Source organism: Agrobacterium sp. NPDC090273 (assembly GCF_044772305.1).
Classification (GTDB): domain Bacteria; phylum Pseudomonadota; class Alphaproteobacteria; order Rhizobiales; family Rhizobiaceae; genus Agrobacterium.
Window position 1 is genome coordinate 67,612 of sequence record NZ_JBIVYN010000011.1, and the last position, 26,252, is coordinate 93,863.

The window sequence follows — 26,252 nt, forward strand, 5'->3', positions numbered from 1 at the left end:
GCCCGTGACATTTGAGCGAAACATGATGTGAGTTCAACAATGTCCCATACGCCCGGGGTATCCGGTGACGAAGGCCATGAGGCCGAAGAGAATAATGCAAGCGCCATCCTCTCCCTGGCCGCGCCATCTTTGGCGCCGAACGACGATATGTTGACCGGGGAGGACGACCAAACCAGGCCAACCGAAATGGCGTCTTTGCGTCCCGAAAGAAGCTTTCCAAAAGCAAGCTGGCTGGATGCGTTACCCTCACAAGCGACCGAGATCAATGCCTTTAAGCCAGATCGAATTTCGTCGGTCAACTCGGATGACAATGGCCTCTACCGCATGTTCATCGGCATTTCTCCATAAATACCTGCTGGGATTGCATGGTTAGCTAAATCTTAACCTCGACGAAGCAGTCTGGAGTTTGATGATTCTGTGTGCTGCAAGGCAACGGGCATTTTTCAACGTTGCGCACACAACGCTCCCGCATGAGCGGGCGAGATGACACCTGTGTATCACCGTCGCGACACTTGTGAACTCTGGCCATACCGCCAGCGCGTACTCCTCTGAATGATCAGCGGCGGTTATCGATACGAACGGAGCGCACCATGTTACCGCCTGTACCGAAAGTGCCTGCAGCAGATGCATCGTATAATTCGACGACCTTGTCGGCCGGAAAAACGCAACCGGTCGTACGCTCCACGGTCTCGACCACCCCTGTCGGCGATGAAAGCGGTGGCAGCCTCTTTGCCAAGGCGACGATCGCGTCACTTGCCAGTGAATATCAGCTCTCTCGCAGTACCTTCATTCTGTCGGAAACGCTCGGCAAACTGATGAACCTTCCACGCAAGGATGGTGAGGCAATCGAAACTTATGTGGCACGCCTGACGGAAGCTCTGCGCGCCTTGCCTCCAGCCCAACGCGCAGCGCTTGAACAGCAGGTCAGCAAAGCACTTCAGGGACTTACCCTCTCCATGCTGGCGGAGATTCTCAAAAATCCAGCCGGCCCGGATGCCGCCCGCCTCGCCCTGCTCATTGAAATGTCGCGCTACAAGGGCCTCGATCTCGCCGCAAAGGCGGTCGTCACCTCTTATCAGCAAAATAACAGGATCGACCAACCAGCTTCGCAGACGCAACCGGCACGGATGCCAGATGCGGCAAGGCCCTCTCAAAGCGAGCAGTCAGGCAATGGTCCAGTGACCAGTCAGCCCGCGACAAGCAGCCCGGTAAGCAGCCCGGCAAACCGCCTCGTCGCACAGGTCCTCAACCAATTCACACAACTTGCCGCTCCGATGAAGGAAGCGATCGTTGCGAGAATGGCCGCTATGCCGGACTTGCCGTTAGTAGCTGAGGCTCAGGAAGCAGACAGTCTCGAACAGCAGCCGCAATCTGGAAAAGCGGCTGCAGCCGCCGAAGTTGCAATAAGATCAGATCGGCAGCAGACACCGGCGGACGGTGTCAAAGCGGCTGCCGCACATCTGCGCCCCGACGACATCGCGAAAACTGAAACTCGGCAAACCCCGTCCCACACGCAGGCTCATGAGGCAGCAATACGGCAGCGCGTTGAAATTCGAAATGCGCTGAACGCCCTTCCAAACCAGATCGCACTGCCGATCAAGGAAACGGAAAGCTTGCTGTTTGCGGCACTGACCGGCAAGACACTCATCGCATCGGCCGGCAACGAACAGCCCTTACCGACTCCTCCCTCAACCGTCTTGGAACCGGCGATAGAGCAATCGGGCGAAAAGCCCAAAGCTGCGACACTCGCAGCGCAACAGCCAACAACAGAGCTAGAAACGCCGGCGCAGCATTCTCATGCTCAGGTGGCAGCCAAAGCGGCGGCGGAACTGGACGGCAAAGCCGCCTTTCTCGAACAGGCAACTTCCCAACCGCTTGTTGCCTCTCTGCTGGCAAAAGAGGGAACACCCCTGCCCTTCGTTTCCTACCCATTGGCAAAAGACGAACCGGAATCGGAGACCCCGCATCGCGGCCACGGGCCTTTCTCGGAGGGCGAGGCGGAAGATGAACCGCCGGACCAGGGCGCCGGGGATGATCTCGAAGAGCGTGCTGCGGCAAATGACGAAATGCAAGCGGCTCCCGAAGACGATGATTCCGGCGGAATGCGCGACGAGACTGCCGAGGCCTACTATCTACGCATGGGTGGCATTGTCTGAACTGGTTTTGAACCTGTAAATCGACCCAACAAAAAACCCGCCGGATTGCTCCGGCGGGTTCTTCATTTCAAGCGGTCTGGCGATTATTCGCCGCGGTTCTTCAGAGCCGCGCCGAGGATGTCGCCGAGCGAAGCGCCCGAGTCGGACGAACCGAACTGAGCAACGGCTTCCTTCTCTTCCGCGATTTCCAGAGCCTTGATCGAAAGCATGACCTTGCGGTCCTTCTTCGAGAAGTTGACAACGCGAGCGTCGACAACCTGGCCAACGGAGAAGCGCTCAGGGCGCTGCTCGTCACGATCACGGGAAAGGTCAGCGCGACGGATGAACGAGGTGAGGTCTTCGTGATTTACGAGCTTCACTTCGATGCCGCCATCGTTGACGCCGATGACTTCAGCGGAAACAACTGCGTTCTTGCGCAGGTCGCCGGTAGCAGCGGCTTCGCCGACAGCATCCTTGCCGAGCTGCTTGATGCCGAGCGAGATACGCTCCTTCTCGACGTCAACGTCCAGAACGACAGCCTTGACGACGTCACCCTTGTTGAACTCTTCGATGACCTGTTCGCCCGGACGGTTCCAGTCCAGATCGGACAGGTGAACCATGCCGTCGACATCGCCTTCGAGGCCAATGAACAGGCCGAATTCGGTCTTGTTCTTGACTTCGCCTTCAACTTCAGTGCCGGCCGGATGGCTGTAGGCAAATGCCTGCCACGGGTTTTCCAGCGTCTGCTTCAGGCCGAGCGAGATACGGCGCTTGGACGGATCGACTTCGAGAACAACAACGTCAACTTCCTGGCTCGTGGACAGGATCTTGCCGGGATGTACGTTCTTCTTGGTCCAGGACATTTCGGAAATGTGGATCAGGCCTTCGATGCCCGGCTCCAGCTCAACGAATGCACCGTAGTCAGTGATGTTCGTGACGGTACCGGAGATCTTCTTGCCAACCGGGTACTTGGCGGAGATGCCATCCCACGGATCGGACTCGAGCTGCTTCATGCCGAGCGAGATACGGTGGGTTTCCTGGTTGATGCGGATGATCTGAACCTTGACCTGCTGGCCAATGTTGAGGATTTCCGAAGGATGGTTGACGCGGCGCCATGCCATGTCGGTGACGTGCAGCAGGCCGTCGATGCCGCCGAGGTCAACGAACGCACCGTAATCGGTGATGTTCTTGACGACGCCGTCAACAACCTGGCCTTCTTCGAGGTTCTGAACGATTTCAGAACGCTGCTCGGCACGGGACTCTTCGAGAACCGTACGGCGCGAAACAACGATGTTGCCGCGACGCTTGTCCATCTTGAGGATTTCGAAGGGCTGCGGGTTGTGCATCAGCGGGGTTACGTCGCGGATCGGACGAATGTCGACCTGCGAACGCGGAAGGAAGGCAACAGCGCCATCCAGATCGACGGTGAAACCACCCTTGACCTGGTTGAAGATAACGCCTTCGACGCGCTCGCCAGCTTCGAACTTGGCTTCGAGCTTGACCCAGCTCTCTTCGCGGCGAGCCTTCTCGCGCGACAGAACGGCTTCGCCGAGAGCGTTTTCGATACGCTCAACGTAAACTTCGACTTCGTCGCCGACCTTCAGCGTGCCGTCCTTGGACTTCGCACCGAATTCCTTCAACGGAACGCGGCCTTCGACCTTGAGGCCGACGTCGACGATAGCAACGTCCTTCTCGATTGCCGTTACGATACCTTTGGCAACATAGCCTTCGGCGAGATCGTTAGAGGCAAAGGATTCTTCGAGGAGGGCTGCGAAATCCTCGCGCGTGGGGGTAGATACTGACATGAAATCTCCTGAGTGCATCCGATTTAACGGATACAGAAGCGCCGGTGGGCTAGTGTTGATAATACCCGAACCCATGCCCGCCTTATCAAAAGGCTTTCCGGCGCGAGGACATGTCTTCGGGCAATTCCGGTATGAACGCGAAACGAACGATGCGGTTCGCGAGGAATCTATTTCTTCAAAGCTGCATCGATGATCGATTTCGCAGCTTGAAACGCCGCTTCTATACTCATTTCCGACGTATCTAGCAAGTGCGCGTCTTCAGCCGGTTTCATTGGGCTGTCGGCCCGCCCCATATCGCGTTCATCGCGCTTTTTGACGTCGGCGAAAACCCCGTCGTAATCAGCCACGCCGCCATTGGCGATAATCTCGTCGAAACGCCGCTTCGCGCGGACTTCAGCAGAGGCGGTCACAAAGAGTTTGACGGGAGCGTCAGGGCAAACAACAGTGCCGATATCACGGCCATCGAGCACCGTGCCAGGCTCGGTTTGGGCAAAACGCTGCTGCGCTTTGACCAGTGCACGCCTTACCGCCGTCATGACGGCCACCTTGGACGCCGCCTCACCAATATCATGCCGCGACAACACCGACCGATCGAGACCGCCGAGATCCAGTTCCAAAGCGATCTTTTCCGCCACAGCCTCGTCATCCAGCGGCAAACCCGCATCGATAAGGGCTTTCGCTGTTGCACGGTAAGTCAGACCGGTGTCGAGATGGTGGAAACCATAGGTCTCGGCAATCCGGCGCGAGAGCGTTCCCTTGCCTGCTGCTGCAGGGCCGTCGATGGCGATCGTAAAAGTCATGAAACTGCCTTGCCCAATCATGGATATATAAAGAATGTATCGAGATGCCTTCATGTCACATCCGCGATTGCCTTGGCGGCAAAGGATGCGGCAAGATGAAAGCATCGGAAGTTTGTCTTTGACACGAAAGACCGCAACGATTAAGGGGACCGGCTATAAATTTTACCGTCTATGCCGGTTTTACGGCGTACACACCGAAACTCATCCGACAATTTGAGGCTTAGACAGTGGCAAAAGCGGAACTTGGTACCAAGCGTACAGACCCAGATACCGGCAAGAAGTTCTACGACCTGAACCGTAACCCGGTCGTTTCTCCCTACACCGGCAAGTCCTGGCCGCTCTCCTTCTTCGAGGAAAGCACCGCACAGGCAAAGCTCGAGCAGGCTGAAGAAGAGGACGTTGCAGAAGTCGACACCGAAAACACGGAAGTCGAACTCGTATCGCTCGAAGACGCTGATGGCGACAACAGCGGCGACGAGATCCCGGATATGGGCGATGACGACGACGTCGAAATGGACGACGACGACGACACCTTCCTCGAAACCGACGAAGACGATGACGATGACGACATGTCCGGCATCATCGGCGTAACGGGTGACGACGAAGAAGCTTGATTTTGTTAATAAAAACAGCCCGACGACAAAAAAATGACGTCGGGCTGTTTTTTTGGCTTGCGCTCTTCGGAAAGCCGAAGTACTAAGCCGCCACCGAACGGAACAACAACCGCTTCGGTTCCCGGAACCGGATGAAAATGCCGGAACCCTTATGGGGCTATAGCTCAGCTGGGAGAGCGCTTGCATGGCATGCAAGAGGTCAGCGGTTCGATCCCGCTTAGCTCCACCAATTTTCCCAGACTTATATATTTGACAATGAAATCAAATTGCTAGCCGGAAATTCGGCTTTCCCCTCAGACCAATTCAGACCAACGGTTCAGACCAATTGTCAAACTTGCCGCCTCGGGACCCAGAGATTGACGCATTTGGCTTCTGGTGGGGCGTGCTTCTATTTGGATGCGTCGCATTCGTTGTCGTTTTGGTAATGGGTCTACGCGAATGGCGCTTTAGCCGATTTCCTCACTCGGTAGCAACGATACAAGAAGTTTGGGACCAGAAAGTTAAGCGGTCGCGGCGTGGCGGCGCGATGACGGAAATATTCGTCGAGCCAACCTATGACACCTTTACGTATGGACGGATAGAATTCGAGCGAACTCAGAAAGGCCAGAAGTACGTTTGCACGCAGTCAGTGCGTCTCGGTAAGCCCGAGGACAAATACGAAGTAGGCCAGAAATTGGATGTCGTGCCCGCTACAGGCACATGCGACCGAGTAGACGTAATTGGTCGAATAACAAATAGGTAGCGGGCGGGCTGTCCAAGTTGGGCACCCGGTAAAGCCGCCCGCCCTGCAGAGTATTAGGTGGTCGAATGGTCTTGCTTGAGGAGGATGTTCAAGCGCTCCTCAACGCAACGAAGCCCGAACCCAGGGTAAAGGCTCATCGAATCCAGTCACCTTACAGTATTCCGCAGGTGCAATAGCCAACAAGGCCATCTTTCCCGCTCTTACCTTCGCCAGTTGATTCAACCGCGCGAAGGACTGCATCTTTTAACACGCGGTTGTTTTGTTGTGCCCGCTTTAACGTCTTCTCGGACCATCTGCTGTTTGTTCAACCACCGTTCTCAACCTCCCTCGCCGAGACATTGTCCTAGTTCAGTCTCTGCCCTTGGCTCAGCCCTCGAACCCTGAGAGAGGCGAAGCGGCACGGCAGAAGGACCAATCTGCATGGTCTGCGGCAAAGCACCTTCCTGCACCTCCCTGACAAGCTCTGTTGGCCTTGGGGCTTGGGCATCAAGGCTTCGGTTTCGCAGCCTCGGTCAACTCCAGGCGACCCCATCGCCAAGCCGTGAACACGTCAATAATCAACTTGCAGACGGCTGCGGCTTTCTCGGCGCAGGAGAAAATGGCGATCAGCAGCGCCTGTTGCTCATTGAGGTAGATGACTTTGGTGGAGCGACCAGCCGTTCCGGTATTCGCGTTAGCCTCCCGCCAATTCCCACGAGCCTCAAGCTCGGCCTGACTGGCCCAGATCGGGACGCCTCCTGACCCTGTTACGGGCGGGGCTGGTGAAAAGTCAGAAATCGATTTCCCTTGCTATTCCACCGTAAAGAGCGGTTATCTCTTCCTTCAAAGAGGAGATTCGAATGGCCAAGGGACAAGTTAGAAGCAACAAAGAAATCCGCAAACCTAAGAAGGATAAGGTTGCACCGGTCGCAGCCGCTCCTACTCTAGGCGCAAAGGTTGTAGAGGCCATCAAGCAGAAGAAGCCAAAATAGCCATAAGCCGCCTTTCCAACACGGTAACGGAACCAGGCTTCCGCTATAACTGCTTTTCCATTTTCGCCAGTTTCTGCGAGAACTTCTGGTCCTACACTGACTCAAAAAAGCGTTAGAAGCCTCGCCCGGGCTTCTATTTCGGCGGCAACAAGAAAAAGCTTTCTTTTGCCGGTTGGACTGACTGGAAAAAAGCCGGAACGGGGGTTCTGCGTTCAACTGAGCCCGACGCTAACAGGCAACCTCGGCACGTACGCGGATGCGGCCTAATTCGCCTCAGTCAAAAATTCCCGTTCCGGACATCTCGTTCCCAAAAAACGCCTGCGGCTCAAAAAGCTCTAAACCTTCAAAAGACGCGGTAGTGAAATCCGTTCGTTTTTGAGTTGAAAGGGATCAGACACCAGCACACGGGACGAAATGGCGAAGAACGATCCTTCAATTTAAAATTCATTTCAACTGCTACCACGCAGCTAAAAGCGTGCATTTTCACGGACTGCTCACAGTCAGAAACACGATCTTTGATCAATGCGCTTTCCGACCGTGTAGACCTTGCCGGTTTTGGTATCCGCATTGAAAACAACGTACCGCCGCTGCGGGCAAAAAACTTCCATCGATGTTTTGGTACACTCGAGCACATTGGTCTTGCGGACGACGTTGTTGGATAGCACCGAAACGTTCTGCTGGATGTGCTCGTTGCATTCAAAGCCTTTTTGTTCGGCGACTGATCGGGCTTCTGTCAGGCCTGAACCGATGACATTCAGTTCGCTTACGTCTCTGGCATGACCTTCATCGGAAACACGCGTCAAAGCGCATCCGTTGAGCGCCAAAGAGGTTATCACCAGCAATGAAATGCGACGCACGAAATTCTCCTCGATGCCCTTAGGCGTGGGCGGGAGAAATAACGCTCCACACGCCAGCGCACAATGGGCGGTGCGGCACGAAATCTGGATGCTCGCCACGAAAGCAGTCGACAATTCATAACGCGCCCGCGCATGCCCTAGCCGCAATGGTGCATGGCCAAACGATCCCCAGCAGAAGCCGGAGCGCGCGCTGCCATGAACGGGCACCTGCTTATTTCAAATGGCCGAAACTCATCATCCCGGCGCTTTGCCTACACGAGTTGCAGGTCGAGCTGGGGATAGAGCTTCTTCAGGTTCGGAAGTGACTTCGTCTGCCAAGGATACTGGCTCGTCCCCTTGATCACCAACTGCACTTCGGGTCGCTTGCGAGCCTCGATCGTCAGCTTCGCGAGCAGGTTGATGCCGGAAGAGTTGAGGAACTCGAGGCCGGTGATGTCGAAGATCACACGATTATGTTGGCCAGCCAGAATGCCGGAAGCCAATGAATAGATCGGAGCATAGGCGTCTGGTCCGGCCAGTCTCAAAACGCCGTCGAAGAAAACCTCGCCTTCTTCCGCCCAGACCCTGAAGTTCTCGTCGCTGATTTCCATTTTTAAACTCACGTGTTGGAGGCCATCGGAATTGAAATTGCCGCGGTGGTCGTCAGGATGACGCTGCTGTCATCGATATCATTGAATTCCCACGCCATCCGGGCACCATAGTCACTGAGAAGCGTCAACAGCCCAAGACCGGACCCGTTGCCGTCGGAAATGGCATTTTCCTCGATCTGCTGTATCAGCAGCTCGCCTGGATCGCGGTCGAGTATGGTGCGGAGCTTTCGCTGGAATGCCGCTGACGTCTCGGCATCGACGGCGTTCTTGACACGCACGACCACAGTGGTTGCGGCCAGGCAAGCCTCGATAACGATCTCAGATGGAAGGCGAAATTTTACAGCGTTTTCAATAAGCTCGTTGGTGAGATAAGCGATGCTGTGATGCACGACGGCATAGTCGCTTTTTTTGACGGCGTAAGGCATCGACATGACTTCTGCGATGAAATCCGATGTGAGACCGGAATGCCGCCAACCGATCTGGAGGGGGCCGTCGCTCAGGACCAATTGAGCACCACGCTCGAGATTGGCGTCTACCAGGTCTTCAGCACCATAAACAGCTCTGGCCATAACTCACCTATGCCGCAATACAAGAAGGGTAATGTCGTCGTGAATTTTCTGCGTACCGACATATGCCATCAGGGCGTCTACTATGCCCGCAACAACACCATCGGCATTCTTGCCCTTCAGACGCGCCGCCTCAGCACACAGTCGATCAATGCCAAAGAGCTCTCCGGCACTGTTTTCCGCTTCCGTCACACCATCGGTGTGCAGGAGGATATAGTCCCCTTTCTCAAAGGGAATTCTACGGGAATGCACGAAGGGGGCGATGTCCGGCTCAAGGCCGATCGGCAAACCGAGATCAATGGTATCGATCCGCTCCAGCTTCCCGTTTGACCGCAGCACGATGACCTCTTCATGCTGACCGGACAGGATCATCTCTTTCCCGTCATAGTCGAGGAACGCCAGGGTCATATGCTTGTCGATCTTGGTGCGCTCGATGTTTTTGAACAAGGCGCTGTTCAGATCGGTCAAAAACTTCAGCGGGTCTGTGTTTCCGGCTTCCTGCAGCGCACGCGCGACAGACTGAACCATCAACATCAGCACACCACTCTCAAGGCCATGCCCGGTCACGTCACCGATGCCGATTTTCAGCCGGTTGCCACTCTCCAGAACATCGTAGTAATCGCCACCGACCTCTTCTGCAGCTCTCATATAGGCTGCCACTTCCAGCCTCTGCGCCGACTGCAGTTCGGAAGCCAGCGGAAGAACCATCATCTGTATCCGCTCAGCAACCGCCAGCTCCGTTCCCAGCCGCCGATTCTCTTGCTCAAGCTGGGCATTAAGCGCGGAAATCTCCTCCTTGGCCTCTTCGATCTCGGCGGTGCGCTCCTTGACCAGTTTTTCGAGGTTTTCGGTGTGGTAGCTGATGTCCTCGGCCATCTTGTTGAAGGCTTCACCCGCTTCACCAACTTCATCTCGACTGGTGACCGCAACACGAACAGAATAATCCTTGGCCCGAATGCGCTGCGCGGCGTTAGCAAGTGCACTGATCCCGCGCGTAATGCGCTTGGACGCGGCGAATACGGCCACAGCCACGATCAGCAATGAAGCGAGAATGGCAAGGATCTGGTAGGCAACGATGCGGTTGGTCGCCTCGCTGATTTTGCCCTGCGCCGCAAAAAGCGACGCATAAATTTCTTGCTCCGGCACGACGATCCCGAGCGACATGGTATCTGCCCGCACTGGCCCCATCGACCAGAGATTGCTTGGCGGCAGCTTCTTCATGATGACCAGGAACGGCACCTTGCTGCCTTCCATGTCGAGCATGATGTGTTTGATGCCTTCCTGCCCGTCGGCAAGCTTGGCGATTTCCGGCTGGCGGCTTGCCTTCAGCGACCGCTCGACACCCGTGACACCGCTACCTGTGCCACCACTTGCTGAATTCAGCCCGATTGTACTCTCACCCGCCTTGTTGATGGCTATGACATTACCATCGGACATGGCGAGAAAACCGAAGCCAGACTGGGCAACCTTTACGTTTTCAACGATTTCGGCCAGTTGGTCGAGCGTGATATCGGCGCCGACTGTTCCGGCCACGCCCTTGCGGTCCGCAGTCCAGAGCGGATGAAAGAAGCTGACTATCAGCTTGCCGGTAATGGCATCGGTGTAGGGCGCAGTCTGGGTGACATCTTCCGCGACCGGGCGCCGTGTCGGGTCTTCGGCCCAGCTTTGCCAGGATTCATAAACGCCGGGAAAAAAGAAGTCCCAGAAATTTGCGTCGTTGTGGCCCGGATAAAGCCGGTCGAATGTCTGCGCCTGATCGGTATAAGGTGCCGTTCTGAAAATCGGCCGCTCTTTGGGACCGATATAATACATCTGCAGCTTGGCAGAACCGCTCTTGAGCAAGCTCGGCGCCACGACATCCAGAATGGCGCTGGCTTCGATATCGGTCTGAACATCGGGTCTTGGCAGTTTGTCCGGCCCGAGCAGGTAACCCCAAGCGCTGACGACAGATGCACTGCCGGGCGCATTCTGCGCCCAGCGGCCGGTCGGGTCGTAAGCAAGACTCACGCTGTTCGGCGAATGCCGCGCGACGGATGCGCCAATATCCGCGCCGCGAACAGGGTCATCGATCTCCGACTGCAGGACGCCCGCCAGCGTGCCCACATCGCTATGGACCTGCCCGAGAAGCAGGGAAACCTGTGCTGCCGTGGAATTCGCGTAGGTCTGAATATAGTCCTGGCTGGCAGTCTCCAGACCGTGCCCGACCTCGGTGGCAGCATCACGTGACAACCGCTGCACGTTCCAGAGCGCCAGGCCGCCACTGACAAGAAGATCAAACAGCACGGCTCCGCCGACGAGCAGAATAAACTTGGCTCGAAAGGAGCGCCAAACCATGGGGCGATTTGCGACGGTTTTCTCCATCAATATGGCTTCCGTCCCGATGCGGCCCAGATCGGCCAACCCGCATAACCCTTGGGATGCAGGGCCGCCAGCACATGATCCTTGAAGCCTTGGCGAAATTTGCGGATAAACTCTGGCGTGTCGCCCCTGCGCACAGCCATCACGCCCGCATAGACATTTTCCCACGCCTCGATCACATCGGCAAAGTCGCGCGGGTCGCCATCCAGATTGGTGACCATGAAACACTCGACCTTGATGTCTTCAAAGCCCGCGTCGGTCATCAGACGGCGACTTTTCGGACCCAGTTCAACATCCATGTCAAAATGATCGAAGAGTTTGGCCACCTCATTATAGGTCCATTTGATCGTTTCTGAGTGCGGTTCACCAAGGCAATGGGAGTTCTTCTCGTTGGTGATGTAGACCCTGCCTCCCGGTTTGCAGATACGTTTGAGTTCGGACAGCAACACATCAGGCCTATCGAAAATCTGCAGTGAGTGCCGGCAGGTGACGAAATCGAAGTGATTGTCCTCAAGCAGCATCTGCGAGGCGTCACCATAGGTATATTCGATGGATTTCAGCCCGAAATCGTCGGCCACGCGCCGCGCATATTCAAGGCTGCGCTTCGAATGATCGAGGGCTACCAATCGTGTCGGACTGAACTCCTTCTGGATCAGGGTGGCAAAGTCCCCGATCCCGCAGCAAATATCGGCAACCGCGACGCCACTCTTCAACCCATGGCGACGCAGAATCTCCTGCTCATGCCGCCAGGTCATCTTCGTCTGCGTTCGCAGGATCGGAATGAAGCTTTCATCTTCAACGAATGTTTGTCCGGGGTAGAACGCAGAATCATAGACCTGCACGTCGAGGTTCGGCGCACGCGTCGTCAGGGTTTCGAACAGCTTGACCGACCAGGCAATGACGCTCGATGTCACGATGACAACCTTGAGGTCGGGCCGCTCACGGCAGCCGGAAAGGAGAACATCGCTCAACGCATCGAATGCCGTGCGGTTGATATGGGTTAATCGCTTGACGTTTAGATAGACCACACCGTTGCAGCCGATGAGGCTGTCTTTCACGACGGTCAGGACTTTTCCCAAATCCGATGAGAGGCGCGGCCTCATTCTGCCAACCAGGGCGATTTCCTGGTTTGTCGGGTCGAATTGCGCGGTCAACTGGCTCACTGCAGCTCCTCGGTCCGGCGAAATGCTGCCGAGATAACGATGCGATCAGACAATTCCGTTCGTGCACTCAAGCCCACACGGCATATTTCAGCAAGTTCCACGACTCGGGAAACATCGTCCACGACACGGCCCACAGGAAGGTGCGGCTCTTTTTGCCTCACGCCTCTGCGAATCGTGTGGATCATGGCATCGCGGAGCGCGTCGACACAGGAAAAGCTCATGTCGACACGGACATGCTCATCATTCTGATGGACCTCGAACTTGACTGCCCCGGCATCGGGAGAGGTGCGATAGGCAAGCTCTATGAGTTCGTTCACCGTCACGGATACAAAGTTTGCGTACCGCGCCGCATCAGAATGCGATTGACCAGCAATACTCGACAGATACTCAGCCACCCTGTCGCACAGCGACCATTCGGATTTGAGCAGGGTGGCATTGATCTCCAGCGCCGCCATAGGTTCGAATGTATTGTCCTGAGGACTGACCGCCGCAACATCCATATATGACTCCGACCATAAAAGACCACTCAGCCCGTCGACCGCTTTCGCGTGACGCGCATATTCACCTCATCATCACAAAAAGAGAAGTCCCTGTTGCGTTTTTGGAACTTTCAGGAAGGTCTTGATGGCATCCCCTGTCAATGGCTCGCTGATCAGATATCCCTGGAGCCGGTCACACCCAAGGTTTCGAAGCCATTTAGCCTGGGCATCCGTTTCGACACCTTCTGCCGTGATCTGCATGCCGAGATCATGCGCGAGTGTGATAACGGACCGGATGATCGCCCGGCTTTTCGGATTGGCTTCAAGATCGAGGATGAAATATTTGTCGATCTTCAACGTGTCGAATGGGAAATTCTTCAGATAACTCAAGGAGGAATACTGCGTTCCGAAGTCGTCGAGCGCGATGCGAATTCCCAGAACGCTCAGCGTGTTGAGTGTGTCCAGATTGTTCACAGTCCGCTCGAGAAGAACGCTCTCGGTTATCTCCAGTTCAAGGCGGTCTGCTGGAAGGCCCACTTCGTCAAGTGTCTGCGATATCCGGTCCGTGATACCATTGGACAGGAACTCGGCAGGAGACACGTTGACCGCAACGATGAAATCCGACGGCCAGTTCAAGGCTTCCCGGCAGGCGTGCTCCAGAACCCACAAACCGATCTCGGGCATCAGACCGTCGGCCTCTGCCATGGGGATGAAGACTGATGGTGGAATGGTGCCGAGGAGCGGGTGCTCCCACCTTAAAAGCGCCTCGAAGCCGACAACACCACTTGGTTCGACAATTGGCTGATACTCGATCAGGAATTGCCGGGTCTCCAACGCCATCCTCAAGCTGCGTCTCAGAAGCTCGCGCTGCTCGATGATGTAGAGCATTTTAGAATCGAAAGTGCTGGCGCGCCCCCTACCCTCGGTCTTCGCAGCATAAAGCGCGATGTCGGACGCCTTCATCAGCTTTTCCGGATCGGCCCCGTCTCGCGGCGCAATCGAAATCCCCACACTGATCCCCACGAAAACGGCAATTCCATCCAGCGTGAACGGTTCCTTGAAGGCGTGTACCAGTCGATCTCCAAGCTCCCTGCTGCGTGCAGGATGCCCTTCTCCGCGTGAAATGACGGCGAACTCATCACCTGCGAGACGGTAGGCCTGATCCTCACCCGTGATGCAACTTTTTATACGGCTGGCGGCAAGTTGAAGAAGCTTGTCTCCCGCCGGGTGGCCAAGCGTGTCATTGACCGGTTTGAAATCATCGAGGTCCAGTTGCATCAACGAAACGACATCATCACCCGTCTCTATATCCCATAAGGCATCCGAGAGGTCGCTGCTGAACTGGCGACGGTTGGGCAGGCCGGTCAGCGGGTCGTGGGTCGCCTGATGCAGCAGCGTCGCACGCTCATCATCGTCAGGACTCCGGTACGATTGCACCATCCCCAGCATGTCGCCGATCGAATAAAAGGTCAGGACCGTAAAATGACCGTTGCCGAGATCGTGGGTGAGGCGCAAAGGGTCCGGGTCGCCAGACCGGGCGTGACTCATCACGATCGACAGATCCAGATAAGGATGCAATTGTCCGAGAGAGATACCCTCATTCAAAACATGCGCCCCCGCAACGGAACGGGGCTCGATCAGATTGAAATATCGGTCGAAGAGAAAGAGCTTGTCAGTCGAAACCTCAGGCGCTGGCGGGGCACGTTTTGAACTGTGCAACGTAGATTGGGGACTTCTCATGCTTCAGGCCCTCTGGTCGGCTTCAAGCTTGAATCAGAATCTCAAGACAATCGCGTAGCAAATATTAGTACCGGCTTTTTAAGAATGTGAAAACGGAAAATACGCAAATGCATCCGTTGAGAAATCATCGTTGATTTTCATGGATAATTGGCATTTCCGAATGTTTCTGCCGCGCTCACACCAGCCGCCCGGCAATCGGCCGGGGAGCATGATGACAAGCGTCTATTGAGCTCTTGCTAGAGTGAACGCAAAACAACGAATAGAGTTGCAAAGCTGAAACCTATCGTTGTTCTCTAGTCATTGCCAGCAGGCAAAAAACAGGCGGAGAAAACCGCTATCAAAGACAACGCCCGTGGCAGCTATCGTGGGTGCCCCGATCGCGTCTCGCAGATCGTCATAGAAACCGATACGGTCAGAAGGCACGTCATCTGCGGCAAGCTGCCCAGCCGCGCGAAACAGGTAATAGTCCTCGACCATCGTCCGCAATGGCAGTGATGCAACTTGCGGCCATTTCTCGAATACGCCAATTGCCAAGGCAGCACCGCCGAGAACTTTTTCAATCGGCTCGCCGAGATTTGCCAAGAATTCCGTGGGCCAGTCGTTCGGCAGGTGTTTTGCGACGATCAGGTTTTGCAGATGTGCCAGCAGGAATTCGGGATATGTTTTTGCAGCCAGGGATGGCAGAAATCGATTGCCTTCGCATTCCAGGCTCTGCGCGTGATAGGCATGAAAGGCGACATCGAAACCCTGAACGATGCCTAACCGTACAGTCTCGACAACAATCTCATCGCTGTCTGCCGACACCACGACGTATCCGCCAGGATAGGCAACCGGCGACGGAACCGCGACATTGACAAGACCGGAATGTTCAACTTTCCCGGCAATATGCATGTGCCCACTGAAATGCCATTTCAGGCCGGCTGCCGCCAGGCGACGGCTACTTTCCGGAGACGGCATGCGCTTTTGCCAGTCAGGCGTACAGGCGGCACTGATCTCTCCGTCCGCTCTGGTAAATGCCAAAGGCAATGCAGGGTAATGGGAAAAGGCGAGCAACGTCTTTCTGCTTGCGGTAGCCCGACGGACAACATCCTCGATCCAGTCAATCAGATAATTTCTGTTTGCTATTATATGATCCCAGGCTGCATCCGCCTTCAATTGCCAGCGATCGTCCGCAAGTTCGAAGTGATTGGCATCAAGCAGCAGCAACCACAGTCCGTCCTGTGGCTCGACCAGATAGGATGCATCAAGTCCCGCCGCGGCATCGCCTCTCAGTCGACGCTCGTCCAGCCTGGGGCAGTCACCAAACGGCGTTTCCCAATGCAGCACATTCTCTGGACGGTCGACACCGTAGGGCGCCATGGCATTCATCGCCTCGAGCGTCGACATTCCCTGCATATCCCTGCAAACAACAGTGTGCTGCGACACACCACCATCGCTTGAAACCCAAACCGGGTTCAGCCCATCTGCTGCCGTCAGATGCTTGCCCTGATGAAGCGGCTGCGGTCCGAAACTATCGTGATTGCCGAACGTCGTGAAAAACCGAAGGCCATACATGTTCTCATAGGATGACAGGATGGCTTTGACCGCGTCCACCGCACCGGGCTGCCCGTCGTCGGAATAATCTCCCAACAACACAACATCGCGAATGCCGCGCTGGACGATATCGTCCAGCACCGCCAGAAACGCAGCATGGCTTTCGTTGAAGACACGCGTGGAAGCCATGGTGTCATTCAGCGTGCGAAGGGCAAGTTCACCACTGCCCTTCTCCACCAAGCCGTAGCCGCCATAAAGATCGTGCAGATGGATATCGGCGACTACGGCGATTTGCATTAGGCAGCGACCCCGCGCAAGGCGTTACGGGCTACATTGAACAGGTCGGAGCGATCGAGATTGATGTAGTCGACACCGGCATGCGCGATCTCGCGGTGAACTGCCATGTCGTCGCCGCCATAATAAACCATCACCTCCAGCCCGGCCTTGCGGCATGCGTCCAACAGACCGGGGCGGCGCATCTGCTCCAGTGTGATCTTGATGAGCGAAGCATGGTGAACGGCACCAACAAGCGACGGTGACTTGGCGATGTTGAGCGTCATCATCTTGCGAAATTCCGGGGCGATGAGTTGCAAGTCACGGCGCATCTCTTCGGAGAAATAGAACGTGTCGCGGACCATACCGAGGCTACGCACAAGCGCAACCACTTTGGCCGGGTCGCAATATTTCAGTTCAATGTAGACAGCGCAGCGACCGCGCAGATGTTCGAGTTAAGCATCGAGCCACCGGCTGACCAAACGTTACACACTCACAAATTGACTAAGATAACTCCCGAAACAAATTTGCCAGCGCCCCGCTTTACACGAGACACTGGCAAAAAAGTTTCAAACCTGTCAGTCGATCAGTGCATCTTCACCGGTGTGCTGAAGCGGCTGGAGTCGATGACAACGGCACCGGGCTTGAAGCTCGCCGCGGTAGCAGAAGCGGTGTCGTGGCTCAGCATACGGTTGGCGACAACACGCGGTGCCTTGACGGAACGCGCTGTTGCACCCTTGCTCTGGTTAAGCGCCCAATCGGAAATCAGGTCCTGTGTCAGGCGACCGCCACCAACCATGGCCTGCTGGGAAACCGCAGCGTCTTCCTTGTTCGGACGACCACCCTTGGCAGGCAGACCTGCACTCAGACCACCCGCGTTGGCTGGCTTCGGATCGAAAGCATCACCAAAGCCCTTGCCCGGTTCAGCCTTGGCCACATGCGCTGGAGCAGCAGAAGGCTTGTGGCTGTTTGCGGTCGGGAATGCCGCAGCGGTCGGAACCGATGCAGACTGGAGCTGTGTGCGGGCAGTCTGGCTGCTCTGCTCAAGAGCGGCGACAACCGTCGGCGACAGCGTATCCTCTGTCGTTTCAGCGAGATCGTCCTGACCTTCCGGATCGGCGTTTGCGGCGGCAAGCAGTGCTTCTGCGACGGCAGGGCGATTGGCCGGAACTGGCACAGCCGCAAGCTCGCCGGTCGTCGCCGGCGTCGCGCCATCGGCGGACGCCGTCATCACACCTTCCGCATCACCCTTCATGGCACGTGGGCCAAGGAGTGTCGGAACGGGGACAGAGACCGCGGCAAGATCGGCAAACTGCTGACGATCGGCCGGAGCCGAGGTAGGGGTCGGCGTGGTCGCAGCCTGCAGAGCATCCTGCGCGGCGTTACGCGCCGGAGAATAAAGCGCTGTTGCAAGACCATTATTGGCCGGTTCGTTGCCAAAGGCAGGACGTGCAGTCGGCAGCGGCGCACTCACACCTGGAAGCTGCTCGGCAGATGCCACGGCAACGGGTGCCTCAACTGCTGGTGCTGCGGGTTCCGGAGCAGCCGGCCGGGCAACGGCCGGACGTTCTGCCGGAGCAGGCGCTGCGATGCTATCGGGATCTTCATCCTCGTCGCCACCACCAAACAATGTCTGAAGCAGGTTCTTGCGTTTGCCGCCACCGGAGGATTCAGCCGGGCCGGCACCGGCACTGGATGCGACCTGAACGGAAGAAGAGCTGACGCGCTTCTTGTAATCGGCAAGCGCCTGCTCGTAGCCCGGCAACGGTTTGCCGTCAGACGGAACGTGCAGCGTATTGCCTTTCGGGAAGATGCGAACAAGTTCCTGGCGGCTCATGCGTGGCCAGGCGCGAACGCCACCGACATCCATGTGCACGAAAGGAGAACCGGAGGTCGGATAAAAGCCGACGCCACCAATCTGCATCTGCATCCCGACTTCACGCAGGCGAGAAAGCTTCACGCCCGGAATGTAGAAGTCCATGGCCTTGCCGAGCATGTGCTGGCTTTTTTCTGCAACACCCTTGGTGCGCGAACGCAGCAGACCGTTGGTCTCAGGAGAACGGAAGGCGGAAACGACGTGGATATAGTCCGTCGCGCCACTACGGCGATAGACTTCCCAAACAAGGTCAAAAAGGCGAGGGTCCATGCGGGTTGGCTGATTGCGACGCCAGTCACGCAGGAATCGGTTGAGTTCCTGCAAGCCCTTTTGATCATATTTGCCATTGCGCTTGAAGGTGATGACCGCCTTCTCGCGTGTATGGATGTAGTAGAGTTTGAGGCTACGCGTCTCGGCGGCGGCTTCCGTCGCCGAAACTCCTACGACAGGCATTGCGGCGAGCATCAGGCAGGCAAAGGTGACAGCGCGTGCCGACAGCTTCGTGCATATATCCTTGATCAAGCCGCGCGCGATCTTGCCTGAAAGCGCGATATTCCGATGCAGATATGGCAATTCGATCCCCGCCTGGAAGACAATTTCTGTCACATTGCCTCAAATGAACGTCAAATACGGTGACACGATGGCAAAATTGCCACACATAGACAACCTTCCTCTATATAGTGAATCGCTCACTAACAAGTGGTTTATAGACGGTAAGCGGATATCCTTGACCAGAAGTTAACGAATCTGCCGTTCAGCCCGCAAACGCAAGTTTTGCGGGATCAAGCGACATCTCGCAGCGGATCATCGGGGTCAATGCCGTAATCCTTCAACTTTCGGTAGAGAGTCGAACGGCCGATACCCAATTTTCTTGCCACCTGGCTCATCTGGCCTCGGTAGAAGCGCAGCGCGAAGCGAATCAGCTCTTCCTCGATTTCCGCCAGCTTGCGGACGTTGCCCGTATCATCGGTACTGGAGATGAGCGTTCCACCGCGATAGATCGTGGTGGATGCTTCTGCTTCATCGATGTTGTCGTCCTGGGGCATGTGGTGACTTTCAGCGACGGCCGTTGTCTGGGCAGAACGTGCATCTCTCAACGATGAACTGGGTACGAGACGCAAAGGCTCGTCGAACTCGCTCTGGGACGCAAACTCGGGGACCTGGAAAGCGATCTGAGGGAAATCTGCATCCGTCAGCTCGTCGCCCTGAGAAAGGACGACAGCTCGGAAAACCGCATTTTCGAGCTGGCGGATGTTGCCGGGCCAATCGTAGGCGGTCAGCAGTGCCAAGGCACTGGCGCTGAGACCAATCGGACGTGACAGCTTCTGTTCGATCGAGAAACGCTCTGCAAAAACACGCGCCAGGTGCGGAATATCTTCCTTGCGACGGCGCAGCGCCGGAATGGTGATGGGGAAGACGTTCAGGCGATAATAGAGGTCCTCGCGGAACCTGCCTTCTTTCACCTCGTCAATGAGGTTCTTGTTCGTCGCCGAAATCAGCCGAACATTCACCTTCTGGACCCGTGCCGATCCGACCGTTTCGATTTCACCTTGCTGAACGGCGCGCAAAAGCTTGACCTGAACCTCAAGCGGCAGATCGCCAATCTCATCGAGAAACAATGTACCGCCATCGGCTTCCATGAATTTGCCGACATGCTTTTCGGTCGCGCCGGTGAAGGCACCTTTTTCGTGGCCGAACAGAATGCTCTCGACCAGATTGTGCGGGATCGCTCCGCAATTGACCGTAATGAACGGCTTGTTGGCACGGTCGCCAGCCGACTGGATGGCGCGTGCCACCATTTCCTTGCCAACACCGGATTCACCTTCGAGAACAACCGGAATGTTCGATTGTGACGCACGATGCGCCAGCTCAATCACCCGCAGCATTTCCGGGCTGGCGGAGACGATATCGGTAAAATTCACGGCATGGCTGCGGCTGCGACGACCGCTGCGGGCTTTCGCCTCGCGCTGGTCGAGCTTCAGCGCGTTGGCGATGGCCGCGCCTATTCTTTCCGGAGAAACTGGTTTGACGACGAAATCGAAGGCTCCGGCGCGCATGGCCTGAACAACCGTGTCGATACCACCCTGGCCCGTCTGGACAATAACCGGGACATCGGAGCCAAGCTCACCGATTGCTTTGAGAAAGCCGAGGCCATCCATTTCCGGCATCATCAGGTCGAGAACAACGACGTTGATCTCACCGCTATGCTGCTTGAGAAGTTCAAGCCCCACCTTGCCGTTTTCGGCCAGCATGGGAGCGTGTCCATAACGTTCCACCGCATTCTTGAGCAGGCGGCGCTGAACGGGATCATCGTCTATAACGAGAACATGCGCGGTCATTTTTGGCTCCGGTTTCCGGTTTATGGCCCTGCTTCATGCAGTCCCTTGTGCCGCACACTGGCACACGAGACTTGAACATCCAGTTTTGAGAATTGCTTGCATTTTAGTCATCGCTGCGGGAAACAAGAGGCCCATATGCTTTGCAGGCATGACAAGAAGGACATAAGCCAATGACCCTCGACCATCCGATCCGCCAACCGCTCTTTTCCATTGCGGAAACCTCCAATCCGGCGCTTGGCGACCTGCCCGGCTGGAAGCTCTCGGACCTTTATCCGTCTGCGGAGTCGGCAGAATACAAGGGCGATCTGGAGAAGGCTGAGGCTCTGGCAAAAACTTTCGAAAGCAAATGGAAGGGCAAACTCGAGGCCGCAGCCAAGACATCGGGAAATGACGGCATCGGCGCCGCCCTGAAAGAGTACGAAGCGCTGGACGATCTGCTTGGTCGCATCGGCTCGTTCGCCGGCCTCACATATTTTTCCGATACATCCAATCCTGCGAACGGCAAACTTTATGGTGACGCACAGGCAAAGCTGACCGACATTTCCGCCCACCTCCTGTTTTTTGCACTGGAACTCAATCGTATCGACGACACGGTGATGGACACCTGCATGACAAACGATCCGCTGGCGGGGCATTACCGGCCGTGGATCGTCGACCTCAGGAAAGACAAGCCGCACCAGCTCGACGATCAACTCGAGCAGCTCTTCCTCGAAAAATCGATGACGAGCGCCGCCGCCTTCAATCGCCTGTTCGATGAAACGATGGCAGATCTTCGTTTCGACATCGATGGTGCGAGCCTGCCGCTGGAAGCAACGCTCAACATGTTGCAGGACCCGGAGACGGAAACCCGTAAAAAAGCGGCTGAAGCTTTGACCGCGACGTTCAAGGACAATCTGCGGGTTTTCACCCTCATCACCAACACGCTTGCCAAGGATAAGGATATTTCCGACCGCTGGCGCAAGTTCGGAGACATTGCCGACAGCCGCCACCTGGCAAACCGTGTTGAGCGCGAGGTCGTCGACGCCCTCGCCGCCGCAGTGAAGAATGCCTATCCGCGCCTCTCCCACCGTTATTATGCGATGAAGGCGAAGTGGCTGGGTATGGAGCAGATGGAATTCTGGGATCGCAATGCGCCGCTCCCGGATACCTCGAACACAGTTATTCCATGGGAAGAGGCCAAAGACACGGTTCTTTCCGCTTATGGCGCATTCGCACCTGAAATGGCCGATATCGCCCGTCGCTTCTTCGACGAACAATGGATCGATGCACCGGCCCGTCCAGGCAAGGCGCCAGGAGCTTTTGCGCATCCGACAGTGCCATCAGCGCACCCCTACGTACTCGTCAACTATCTCGGCAAACCCCGTGATGTCATGACGCTCGCCCATGAACTTGGCCATGGGGTTCATCAGGTGCTTGCCGGCAGCCAGGGCGCGTTGATGTGCGCGACGCCGCTGACACTTGCCGAGACAGCCTCCGTGTTCGGCGAGATGCTCACCTTCCGAAAACTGCTTGATGACACGAAGGACCGGAAAGAACGCAAGGCCATGCTCGCCCGCAAGGTCGAGGATATGATCAATACCGTTGTCCGTCAGATCGCGTTCTATGAATTCGAGCGCAAAGTTCATACTGCCCGCAAGCAGGGTGAACTGACGTCCGAACAGATCGGAGAGTTGTGGCTCTCCGTCCAGGCCGAAAGCCTGGGGCCTGCTATCCGCATTTCCGAAGGTTACGAAAGCTGGTGGACCTATATTCCCCACTTTATCCACTCGCCCTTCTACGTCTATGCCTACGCCTTTGGCGACTGCCTCGTGAACTCGCTCTATGCGGTATACCAAAACGCTGAGACCGGTTTTCAGGCCAAGTATTTCGAACTGCTGAAGGCTGGTGGCACCAAACATCACTCCGAGCTTTTGAAGCCGTTCGGCCTTGACGCCACCGACCCGTCCTTCTGGGACAAGGGGCTTTCCATGATCGAAGGGCTGATCGACGAACTCGAGGCTCTGGACAAGCAGGACTGAGCGCCAAATTGCAAACCGGCAAGGCTATCCTATTTCGGACAAGCTTTGCCGGTTCAAATAGCGGCAATACCACCTGACATGGACGCCGGGCCAACGGATGAAGCGCAAACCTGCTGATCTGACTTTGAGAGAAACGATAAGATGGGAACCGCAAAGCGGGTTTCAACGCATCGACCAGCATATGCGCCGCCTCCTACGTTCCGCCGATGCACTCGGTTTTCGCCCGCCTGCCAACGCGATCAAGGCGCTGGAAAAAGAGGTGAGCGGGGAAATGCCGCTCTGCGTCAGAATTGTCATGAACTACAAGGGCGAACTCGATATCGCCACCACCCCGTTCGAGCCTTTGCCTGCCGATACAGTCTGGCGGGTGCGCATTGCCCAAAGCATCCGTCTCGACTCCACCGACACGTTCTATCGGCACAAATCATCCCGCCGTGAGCCGTATGACGCGGCACGTGCTGAGTTCTTGGCGACGGACGCGGACGAGGTTCTGCTTCTCAATGAGCGCGGAGAACTTTGCGAAGGGTCGTCAACAAGCCTTTTCGTGGAGATGCCGGGTGGGCAATTGCTGACACCACCCCTCGATAGCGGCATATTGCCGGGCGTCCTGCGCGCCGACCTCATCCGCGAACGCAAGGCGCGTGGACAGGTCCTGAAGGCCGATGACCTCGTCGGCAAACGCCTCTTTGTCGGCAACTCTCTTAACGGCCTCATTGCGGCTGAGCTTGTCTAGGCCGCAATGATCGCACGGCGTTGCCAGTGCTAAGCCGGAGTGGACAAGAGACGGTTGCGGCCTTTCTGTTTTGCCTCGTAAAGAGCCCTGTCCGCACGCACGAAGACATCGTCAGCCGTATCGCCAGGCCTGGACACTGTCATGCCAGCCGAACAACTATAGGAAAACTCAGGGACAGCGGCAAAGGGGCGCGAAGCCCGCACCCTCTCCAGAAGTCTTTCGACGATCGCATTACCTTCAACAATCGAACAGCGCGGCATGACGAGCATGAATTCTTCACCGCCGATCCGGCCAAAGCAGTCGACCCGTCGGATGACCGAATGCGCTGAACGAACGAAATCGCGCAGTACCGTGTCCCCTGCCTGGTGCCCGAAGCGGTCATTGATCTGCTTGAAGAAATCGATATCCATCGTGCAGAGACAGAACGAACCTTCAAGCCCTGCCCGGAAACGCTCGATCTGCATATCCAGTTTGGCGAAAACAAAGCGCCGGTTTGCCGTACCGGTCAATTCATCGGTCTGTGACGCTCGGACCGCCAGATCGCGATCCTGCCGCAGGGTACGATATCCCTGCCGCAATTCGGTAACATCGCTGGCCACGCACAGCATCCAGCCGTCCGTCTGCACCGTCTCTGTCATCCAGAACCAACGGCCATCATAGAGATCCATTTCGAATGCCCGGTAAGACAACTTACCGCGCCGCGATTGCGCGGAAAGCAACCATCCCTCGAAATCGGCATTCTTGATAACGACACCAGATCGCATGCGATGGTTCATCCGCATGATCTCCGCCCAGGTCGGAAAATCCTCTGCTTCAAGCTGGAAGGTGTCGCGAAACGCAGGATTGGCGTGCCTCAACCGATCTTCGGCATCGTACAAAGCAATGAGAACAGGGGTCGTGTCCTGAAGCGCGGCAACACGCTCAATAAGACTATCCAATCGGCAAGTCTCCCATGAAGAGGCACTCGAAGACACCTCCTGATTTGTCCCCACCCCCAGTTCGGTGACATCTCATGGCCGTATCCGCTTTTGATTATAAACGTAGCGTCTAAAATGCGAAGCGCCAGAATGACTTCCAAACCACAAAAACATCCATCGTCATATCGCCGTCATCCCTCTCCCCTTTATTGTGGCGGAATTGTATGATCTAGCTTACCCATTGGCTGAAAAGGAAAAATCACGAATGGCGGAACCAGCTTACCCGATCTATGGCGATATTAGCGGCCCCATCATCATGATCGGCTTTGGCTCTATCGGCCGCGGCACGCTTCCCCTGATCGAACGCCATTTCAATTTTGACCGATCACGCCTTGTCGTTATTGACCCCCGCGAGGACATTGCCGGCTTTCTGGCCGAAAAAGGCATCCGTCATATCCGCACCCATTTGACCAAGAAAAACTACAAGGAAGTTCTCCTTCCTCTCGTCAAGGACGTCGAAGGACAGGGGTTTTGCGTCAACCTCTCCGTCGATGCCTCGTCCATCGATCTCATGAAGCTCTGCCGCAAACACGGAATGCTTTATGTCGATACGGTCGTGGAACCGTGGCCCGGCTTCTACTTCGACAAAAACGCCGATAACGCATCGCGCACCAACTATTCCCTGCGCGAAACCATGCTGAAGGAAAAAGCGGCCAAACCGGGCGGCACGACAGCCATTTCCACCTGCGGCGCAAACCCTGGCATGGTGTCCTGGTTCGTCAAACAGGCGCTCGTCAATCTGGCCGCGAATAACGGCCTCGATTTCGACGAGCCTGAGGCGACCGACCGCGAAGGCTGGGCAAAGCTCATGAAACGCCTCGGCGTTAAAGGCGTACACGTTGCCGAACGCGACACGCAACGCGCCCGAGAGCCGAAACCGTTCGGCGCCTTCTGGAATACCTGGTCGGTGGAAGGGTTTATCTCCGAAGGTCTGCAGCCGGCTGAGCTTGGTTGGGGAACGCACGAAAGATGGACACCCAAAAACGCCAGGAAACACAAGAAGGGCACCAAGGCAGCGATCTACCTTGATCAGCCCGGAGCCGCCACGCGGGTGCGGACCTGGTGCCCGACGCTTGGCGCCCAGTACGGTTTTCTCGTCACCCACAATGAAGCCATTTCGATTTCGGATTACTTCACTGTCCGCAACAGCGATGGCGATGTCATTTACCGTCCGACGTGTCACTACGCCTACCATCCGTGCAACGATGCAGTCCTTTCACTGCATGAAATGTTCGGTAATGGCAGCAAGCCGCAGGCTGTTCAGCATGTGCTTGGTGAAGATGAACTGGTCGATGGTGCCGATGAGCTCGGTGTTCTGCTGTTTGGCCATGAAAAGAACGCCTACTGGTATGGCTCCCGGTTGACGCTCGAAGAAGCGCGAACTCTTGCGCCGTACCAGAATGCGACCGGCTTGCAGGTGAGCTCGGCGGTGCTGGCCGGCATGGTCTGGGCGCTTGAAAATCCGGCCGTTGGCATCGTTGAAGCGGACGAAATGGACTATCGCCGCTGCCTGGAAATTCAGCGCCCGTATCTCGGCCCGGTCGAAGGCCACTATACGAACTGGACACCGCTCGACGGCCGCCCTGGTCTGTTTCCCGACAATATCGACATGTCCGATCCTTGGCAGTTCAAGAACATCCTTGTCCGCTGAAAAAGGTATTTCTCGTGATCGTGACCGTCGAG

Annotated in this window: 19 protein-coding genes, 1 tRNA gene and 3 pseudogenes; 8 read left to right on the forward strand and 15 right to left on the reverse strand. The window is 56.3% G+C overall.

Annotated features, from left to right (window positions below):
- Positions 1-39 precede the first annotated feature (39 nt).
- Together ACIQT8_RS23045 and ACIQT8_RS23050 are read left to right on the forward strand one after the other, a co-directional pair.
- On the forward strand, positions 40-348 hold the full coding sequence (locus ACIQT8_RS23045; RefSeq protein ID WP_400970257.1) for a hypothetical protein: 309 nt from the start codon (positions 40-42) through the stop codon (positions 346-348).
- A 242-nt stretch (positions 349-590) separates the two neighbouring features.
- Positions 591-2,156 (forward strand): hypothetical protein, encoded by a 1,566-nt coding sequence (locus tag ACIQT8_RS23050; RefSeq protein ID WP_400970260.1) that lies wholly within the window; start codon positions 591-593, stop codon positions 2,154-2,156.
- Between the two features lie 83 nt (positions 2,157-2,239).
- Here the strand turns inward: ACIQT8_RS23050 and rpsA are convergent, their stop codons facing one another.
- Positions 2,240-3,940 (reverse strand): 30S ribosomal protein S1, encoded by a 1,701-nt coding sequence (rpsA, locus tag ACIQT8_RS23055; protein WP_138793624.1) that lies wholly within the window; start codon positions 3,938-3,940, stop codon positions 2,240-2,242.
- A gap of 167 nt (positions 3,941-4,107) precedes the next feature.
- Positions 4,108-4,740 (reverse strand): (d)CMP kinase, encoded by a 633-nt coding sequence (gene cmk / locus ACIQT8_RS23060; protein WP_400970263.1) that lies wholly within the window; start codon positions 4,738-4,740, stop codon positions 4,108-4,110.
- 227 nt (positions 4,741-4,967) lie between these two features.
- Here cmk and ACIQT8_RS23065 point away from each other — a divergent pair, with 227 nt between their 5' ends.
- The 3 genes from ACIQT8_RS23065 (at position 4,968) to ACIQT8_RS23075 (ending at position 7,067) form a co-directional block, all read left to right on the forward strand.
- Positions 4,968-5,354, forward strand: coding sequence for a TIGR02300 family protein (locus tag ACIQT8_RS23065; protein ID WP_138793622.1), 387 nt, complete (start codon positions 4,968-4,970; stop codon positions 5,352-5,354).
- A gap of 153 nt (positions 5,355-5,507) precedes the next feature.
- Positions 5,508-5,583: transfer RNA gene (locus ACIQT8_RS23070), tRNA-Ala, on the forward strand.
- Positions 5,584-6,935: 1,352 nt separating this feature from the next.
- On the forward strand, positions 6,936-7,067 hold the full coding sequence (locus tag ACIQT8_RS23075; RefSeq protein ID WP_262527250.1) for a hypothetical protein: 132 nt from the start codon (positions 6,936-6,938) through the stop codon (positions 7,065-7,067).
- Positions 7,068-7,567: 500 nt separating this feature from the next.
- Here ACIQT8_RS23075 and ACIQT8_RS23080 read toward each other — a convergent pair whose 3' ends face one another.
- The 12 genes and pseudogenes from ACIQT8_RS23080 to ACIQT8_RS23135 form a co-directional block, all read right to left on the reverse strand.
- Positions 7,568-7,924, reverse strand: coding sequence for a hypothetical protein (locus ACIQT8_RS23080; protein WP_400970268.1), 357 nt, complete (start codon positions 7,922-7,924; stop codon positions 7,568-7,570).
- A 251-nt stretch (positions 7,925-8,175) separates the two neighbouring features.
- Positions 8,176-8,514, reverse strand: coding sequence for a slr1659 superfamily regulator (locus tag ACIQT8_RS23085; protein WP_138793620.1), 339 nt, complete (start codon positions 8,512-8,514; stop codon positions 8,176-8,178).
- Positions 8,515-8,522: 8 nt separating this feature from the next.
- On the reverse strand, positions 8,523-9,083 hold the full coding sequence (locus ACIQT8_RS23090; protein WP_138793619.1) for a slr1658 superfamily regulator: 561 nt from the start codon (positions 9,081-9,083) through the stop codon (positions 8,523-8,525).
- Positions 9,084-9,086: 3 nt separating this feature from the next.
- Complete coding sequence (locus ACIQT8_RS23095; RefSeq protein WP_400970273.1) at positions 9,087-11,441, reverse strand: SpoIIE family protein phosphatase; 2,355 nt, start codon at positions 11,439-11,441, stop codon at positions 9,087-9,089.
- Entirely contained in the window at positions 11,441-12,541 is a 1,101-nt protein-coding gene (locus tag ACIQT8_RS23100; RefSeq protein ID WP_400970458.1) for a methyltransferase domain-containing protein, read from the reverse strand. Before ACIQT8_RS23100 ends, ACIQT8_RS23095 begins: the two co-directional genes overlap by 1 nt.
- A 56-nt stretch (positions 12,542-12,597) precedes the next feature.
- Complete coding sequence (locus ACIQT8_RS23105; RefSeq protein WP_400970276.1) at positions 12,598-13,101, reverse strand: hypothetical protein; 504 nt, start codon at positions 13,099-13,101, stop codon at positions 12,598-12,600.
- A gap of 72 nt (positions 13,102-13,173) precedes the next feature.
- Positions 13,174-14,820 (reverse strand): putative bifunctional diguanylate cyclase/phosphodiesterase, encoded by a 1,647-nt coding sequence (locus ACIQT8_RS23110; RefSeq protein ID WP_400970278.1) that lies wholly within the window; start codon positions 14,818-14,820, stop codon positions 13,174-13,176.
- A gap of 297 nt (positions 14,821-15,117) precedes the next feature.
- The gene (locus tag ACIQT8_RS23115) at positions 15,118-16,650 is read right to left on the reverse strand and encodes a metallophosphoesterase family protein (protein ID WP_400970281.1); all 1,533 of its coding nucleotides are present in this window, start codon (positions 16,648-16,650) and stop codon (positions 15,118-15,120) included.
- Positions 16,650-17,081, reverse strand: a pseudogene (locus ACIQT8_RS23120) (glycerophosphodiester phosphodiesterase); the annotation flags it as partial. The pseudogene ACIQT8_RS23120 and the gene ACIQT8_RS23115, both read right to left, overlap by 1 nt.
- 131 nt (positions 17,082-17,212) lie before the next feature.
- Positions 17,213-19,108, reverse strand: a complete 1,896-nt coding sequence (locus ACIQT8_RS23125; RefSeq protein ID WP_400970284.1) for a DUF882 domain-containing protein — start codon at positions 19,106-19,108, stop codon at positions 17,213-17,215.
- 176 nt (positions 19,109-19,284) lie between these two features.
- A pseudogene (locus ACIQT8_RS23130) lies at positions 19,285-19,461 on the reverse strand (helix-turn-helix domain-containing protein); the annotation flags it as partial.
- A gap of 191 nt (positions 19,462-19,652) precedes the next feature.
- Positions 19,653-20,841: pseudogene (locus tag ACIQT8_RS23135) on the reverse strand (sigma-54-dependent transcriptional regulator); the annotation flags it as partial.
- A gap of 170 nt (positions 20,842-21,011) precedes the next feature.
- On the opposite strand from ACIQT8_RS23135, the gene ACIQT8_RS23140 reads away from it, so the two are divergent.
- Positions 21,012-22,859, forward strand: a complete 1,848-nt coding sequence (locus tag ACIQT8_RS23140) for a M3 family oligoendopeptidase (protein ID WP_400970288.1) — start codon at positions 21,012-21,014, stop codon at positions 22,857-22,859.
- A gap of 97 nt (positions 22,860-22,956) precedes the next feature.
- Positions 22,957-23,592, forward strand: coding sequence for an aminotransferase class IV family protein (locus ACIQT8_RS23145; protein ID WP_400970291.1), 636 nt, complete (start codon positions 22,957-22,959; stop codon positions 23,590-23,592).
- 29 nt (positions 23,593-23,621) lie between these two features.
- Here ACIQT8_RS23145 and ACIQT8_RS23150 read toward each other — a convergent pair whose 3' ends face one another.
- Positions 23,622-24,530, reverse strand: coding sequence for a sensor domain-containing diguanylate cyclase (locus ACIQT8_RS23150; protein ID WP_138793611.1), 909 nt, complete (start codon positions 24,528-24,530; stop codon positions 23,622-23,624).
- Positions 24,531-24,774: 244 nt separating this feature from the next.
- On the opposite strand from ACIQT8_RS23150, the gene ACIQT8_RS23155 reads away from it, so the two are divergent.
- Positions 24,775-26,220, forward strand: coding sequence for a homospermidine synthase (locus ACIQT8_RS23155; RefSeq protein WP_400970294.1), 1,446 nt, complete (start codon positions 24,775-24,777; stop codon positions 26,218-26,220).
- The last annotated feature ends 32 nt before the right edge of the window (positions 26,221-26,252 follow it).

What these genes read in the sequence shown, in the direction of transcription:
- cmk (WP_400970263.1), bottom strand. Translation starts at nt 4,740, where the DNA reads ATGACTTTTACGATCGCCATCGACGGCCCTGCAGCAGCAGGCAAGGGA.
- ACIQT8_RS23075 (WP_262527250.1), top strand. Translation starts at nt 6,936, where the DNA reads ATGGCCAAGGGACAAGTTAGAAGCAACAAAGAAATCCGCAAACCTAAG.
- ACIQT8_RS23105 (WP_400970276.1), bottom strand. Translation starts at nt 13,101, where the DNA reads ATGGATGTTGCGGCGGTCAGTCCTCAGGACAATACATTCGAACCTATG.
- ACIQT8_RS23085 (WP_138793620.1), bottom strand. Translation starts at nt 8,514, where the DNA reads ATGGAAATCAGCGACGAGAACTTCAGGGTCTGGGCGGAAGAAGGCGAG.
- ACIQT8_RS23095 (WP_400970273.1), bottom strand. Translation starts at nt 11,441, where the DNA reads ATGGAGAAAACCGTCGCAAATCGCCCCATGGTTTGGCGCTCCTTTCGA.
- ACIQT8_RS23140 (WP_400970288.1), top strand. Translation starts at nt 21,012, where the DNA reads ATGACCCTCGACCATCCGATCCGCCAACCGCTCTTTTCCATTGCGGAA.
- ACIQT8_RS23145 (WP_400970291.1), top strand. Translation starts at nt 22,957, where the DNA reads ATGAAGCGCAAACCTGCTGATCTGACTTTGAGAGAAACGATAAGATGG.
- ACIQT8_RS23100 (WP_400970458.1), bottom strand. Translation starts at nt 12,541, where the DNA reads ATGAGGCCGCGCCTCTCATCGGATTTGGGAAAAGTCCTGACCGTCGTG.
- ACIQT8_RS23155 (WP_400970294.1), top strand. Translation starts at nt 24,775, where the DNA reads ATGGCGGAACCAGCTTACCCGATCTATGGCGATATTAGCGGCCCCATC.
- ACIQT8_RS23090 (WP_138793619.1), bottom strand. Translation starts at nt 9,083, where the DNA reads ATGGCCAGAGCTGTTTATGGTGCTGAAGACCTGGTAGACGCCAATCTC.
- rpsA (WP_138793624.1), bottom strand. Translation starts at nt 3,940, where the DNA reads ATGTCAGTATCTACCCCCACGCGCGAGGATTTCGCAGCCCTCCTCGAA.
- ACIQT8_RS23045 (WP_400970257.1), top strand. Translation starts at nt 40, where the DNA reads ATGTCCCATACGCCCGGGGTATCCGGTGACGAAGGCCATGAGGCCGAA.
- ACIQT8_RS23115 (WP_400970281.1), bottom strand. Translation starts at nt 16,650, where the DNA reads ATGCAAATCGCCGTAGTCGCCGATATCCATCTGCACGATCTTTATGGC.
- ACIQT8_RS23110 (WP_400970278.1), bottom strand. Translation starts at nt 14,820, where the DNA reads ATGAGAAGTCCCCAATCTACGTTGCACAGTTCAAAACGTGCCCCGCCA.
- ACIQT8_RS23050 (WP_400970260.1), top strand. Translation starts at nt 591, where the DNA reads ATGTTACCGCCTGTACCGAAAGTGCCTGCAGCAGATGCATCGTATAAT.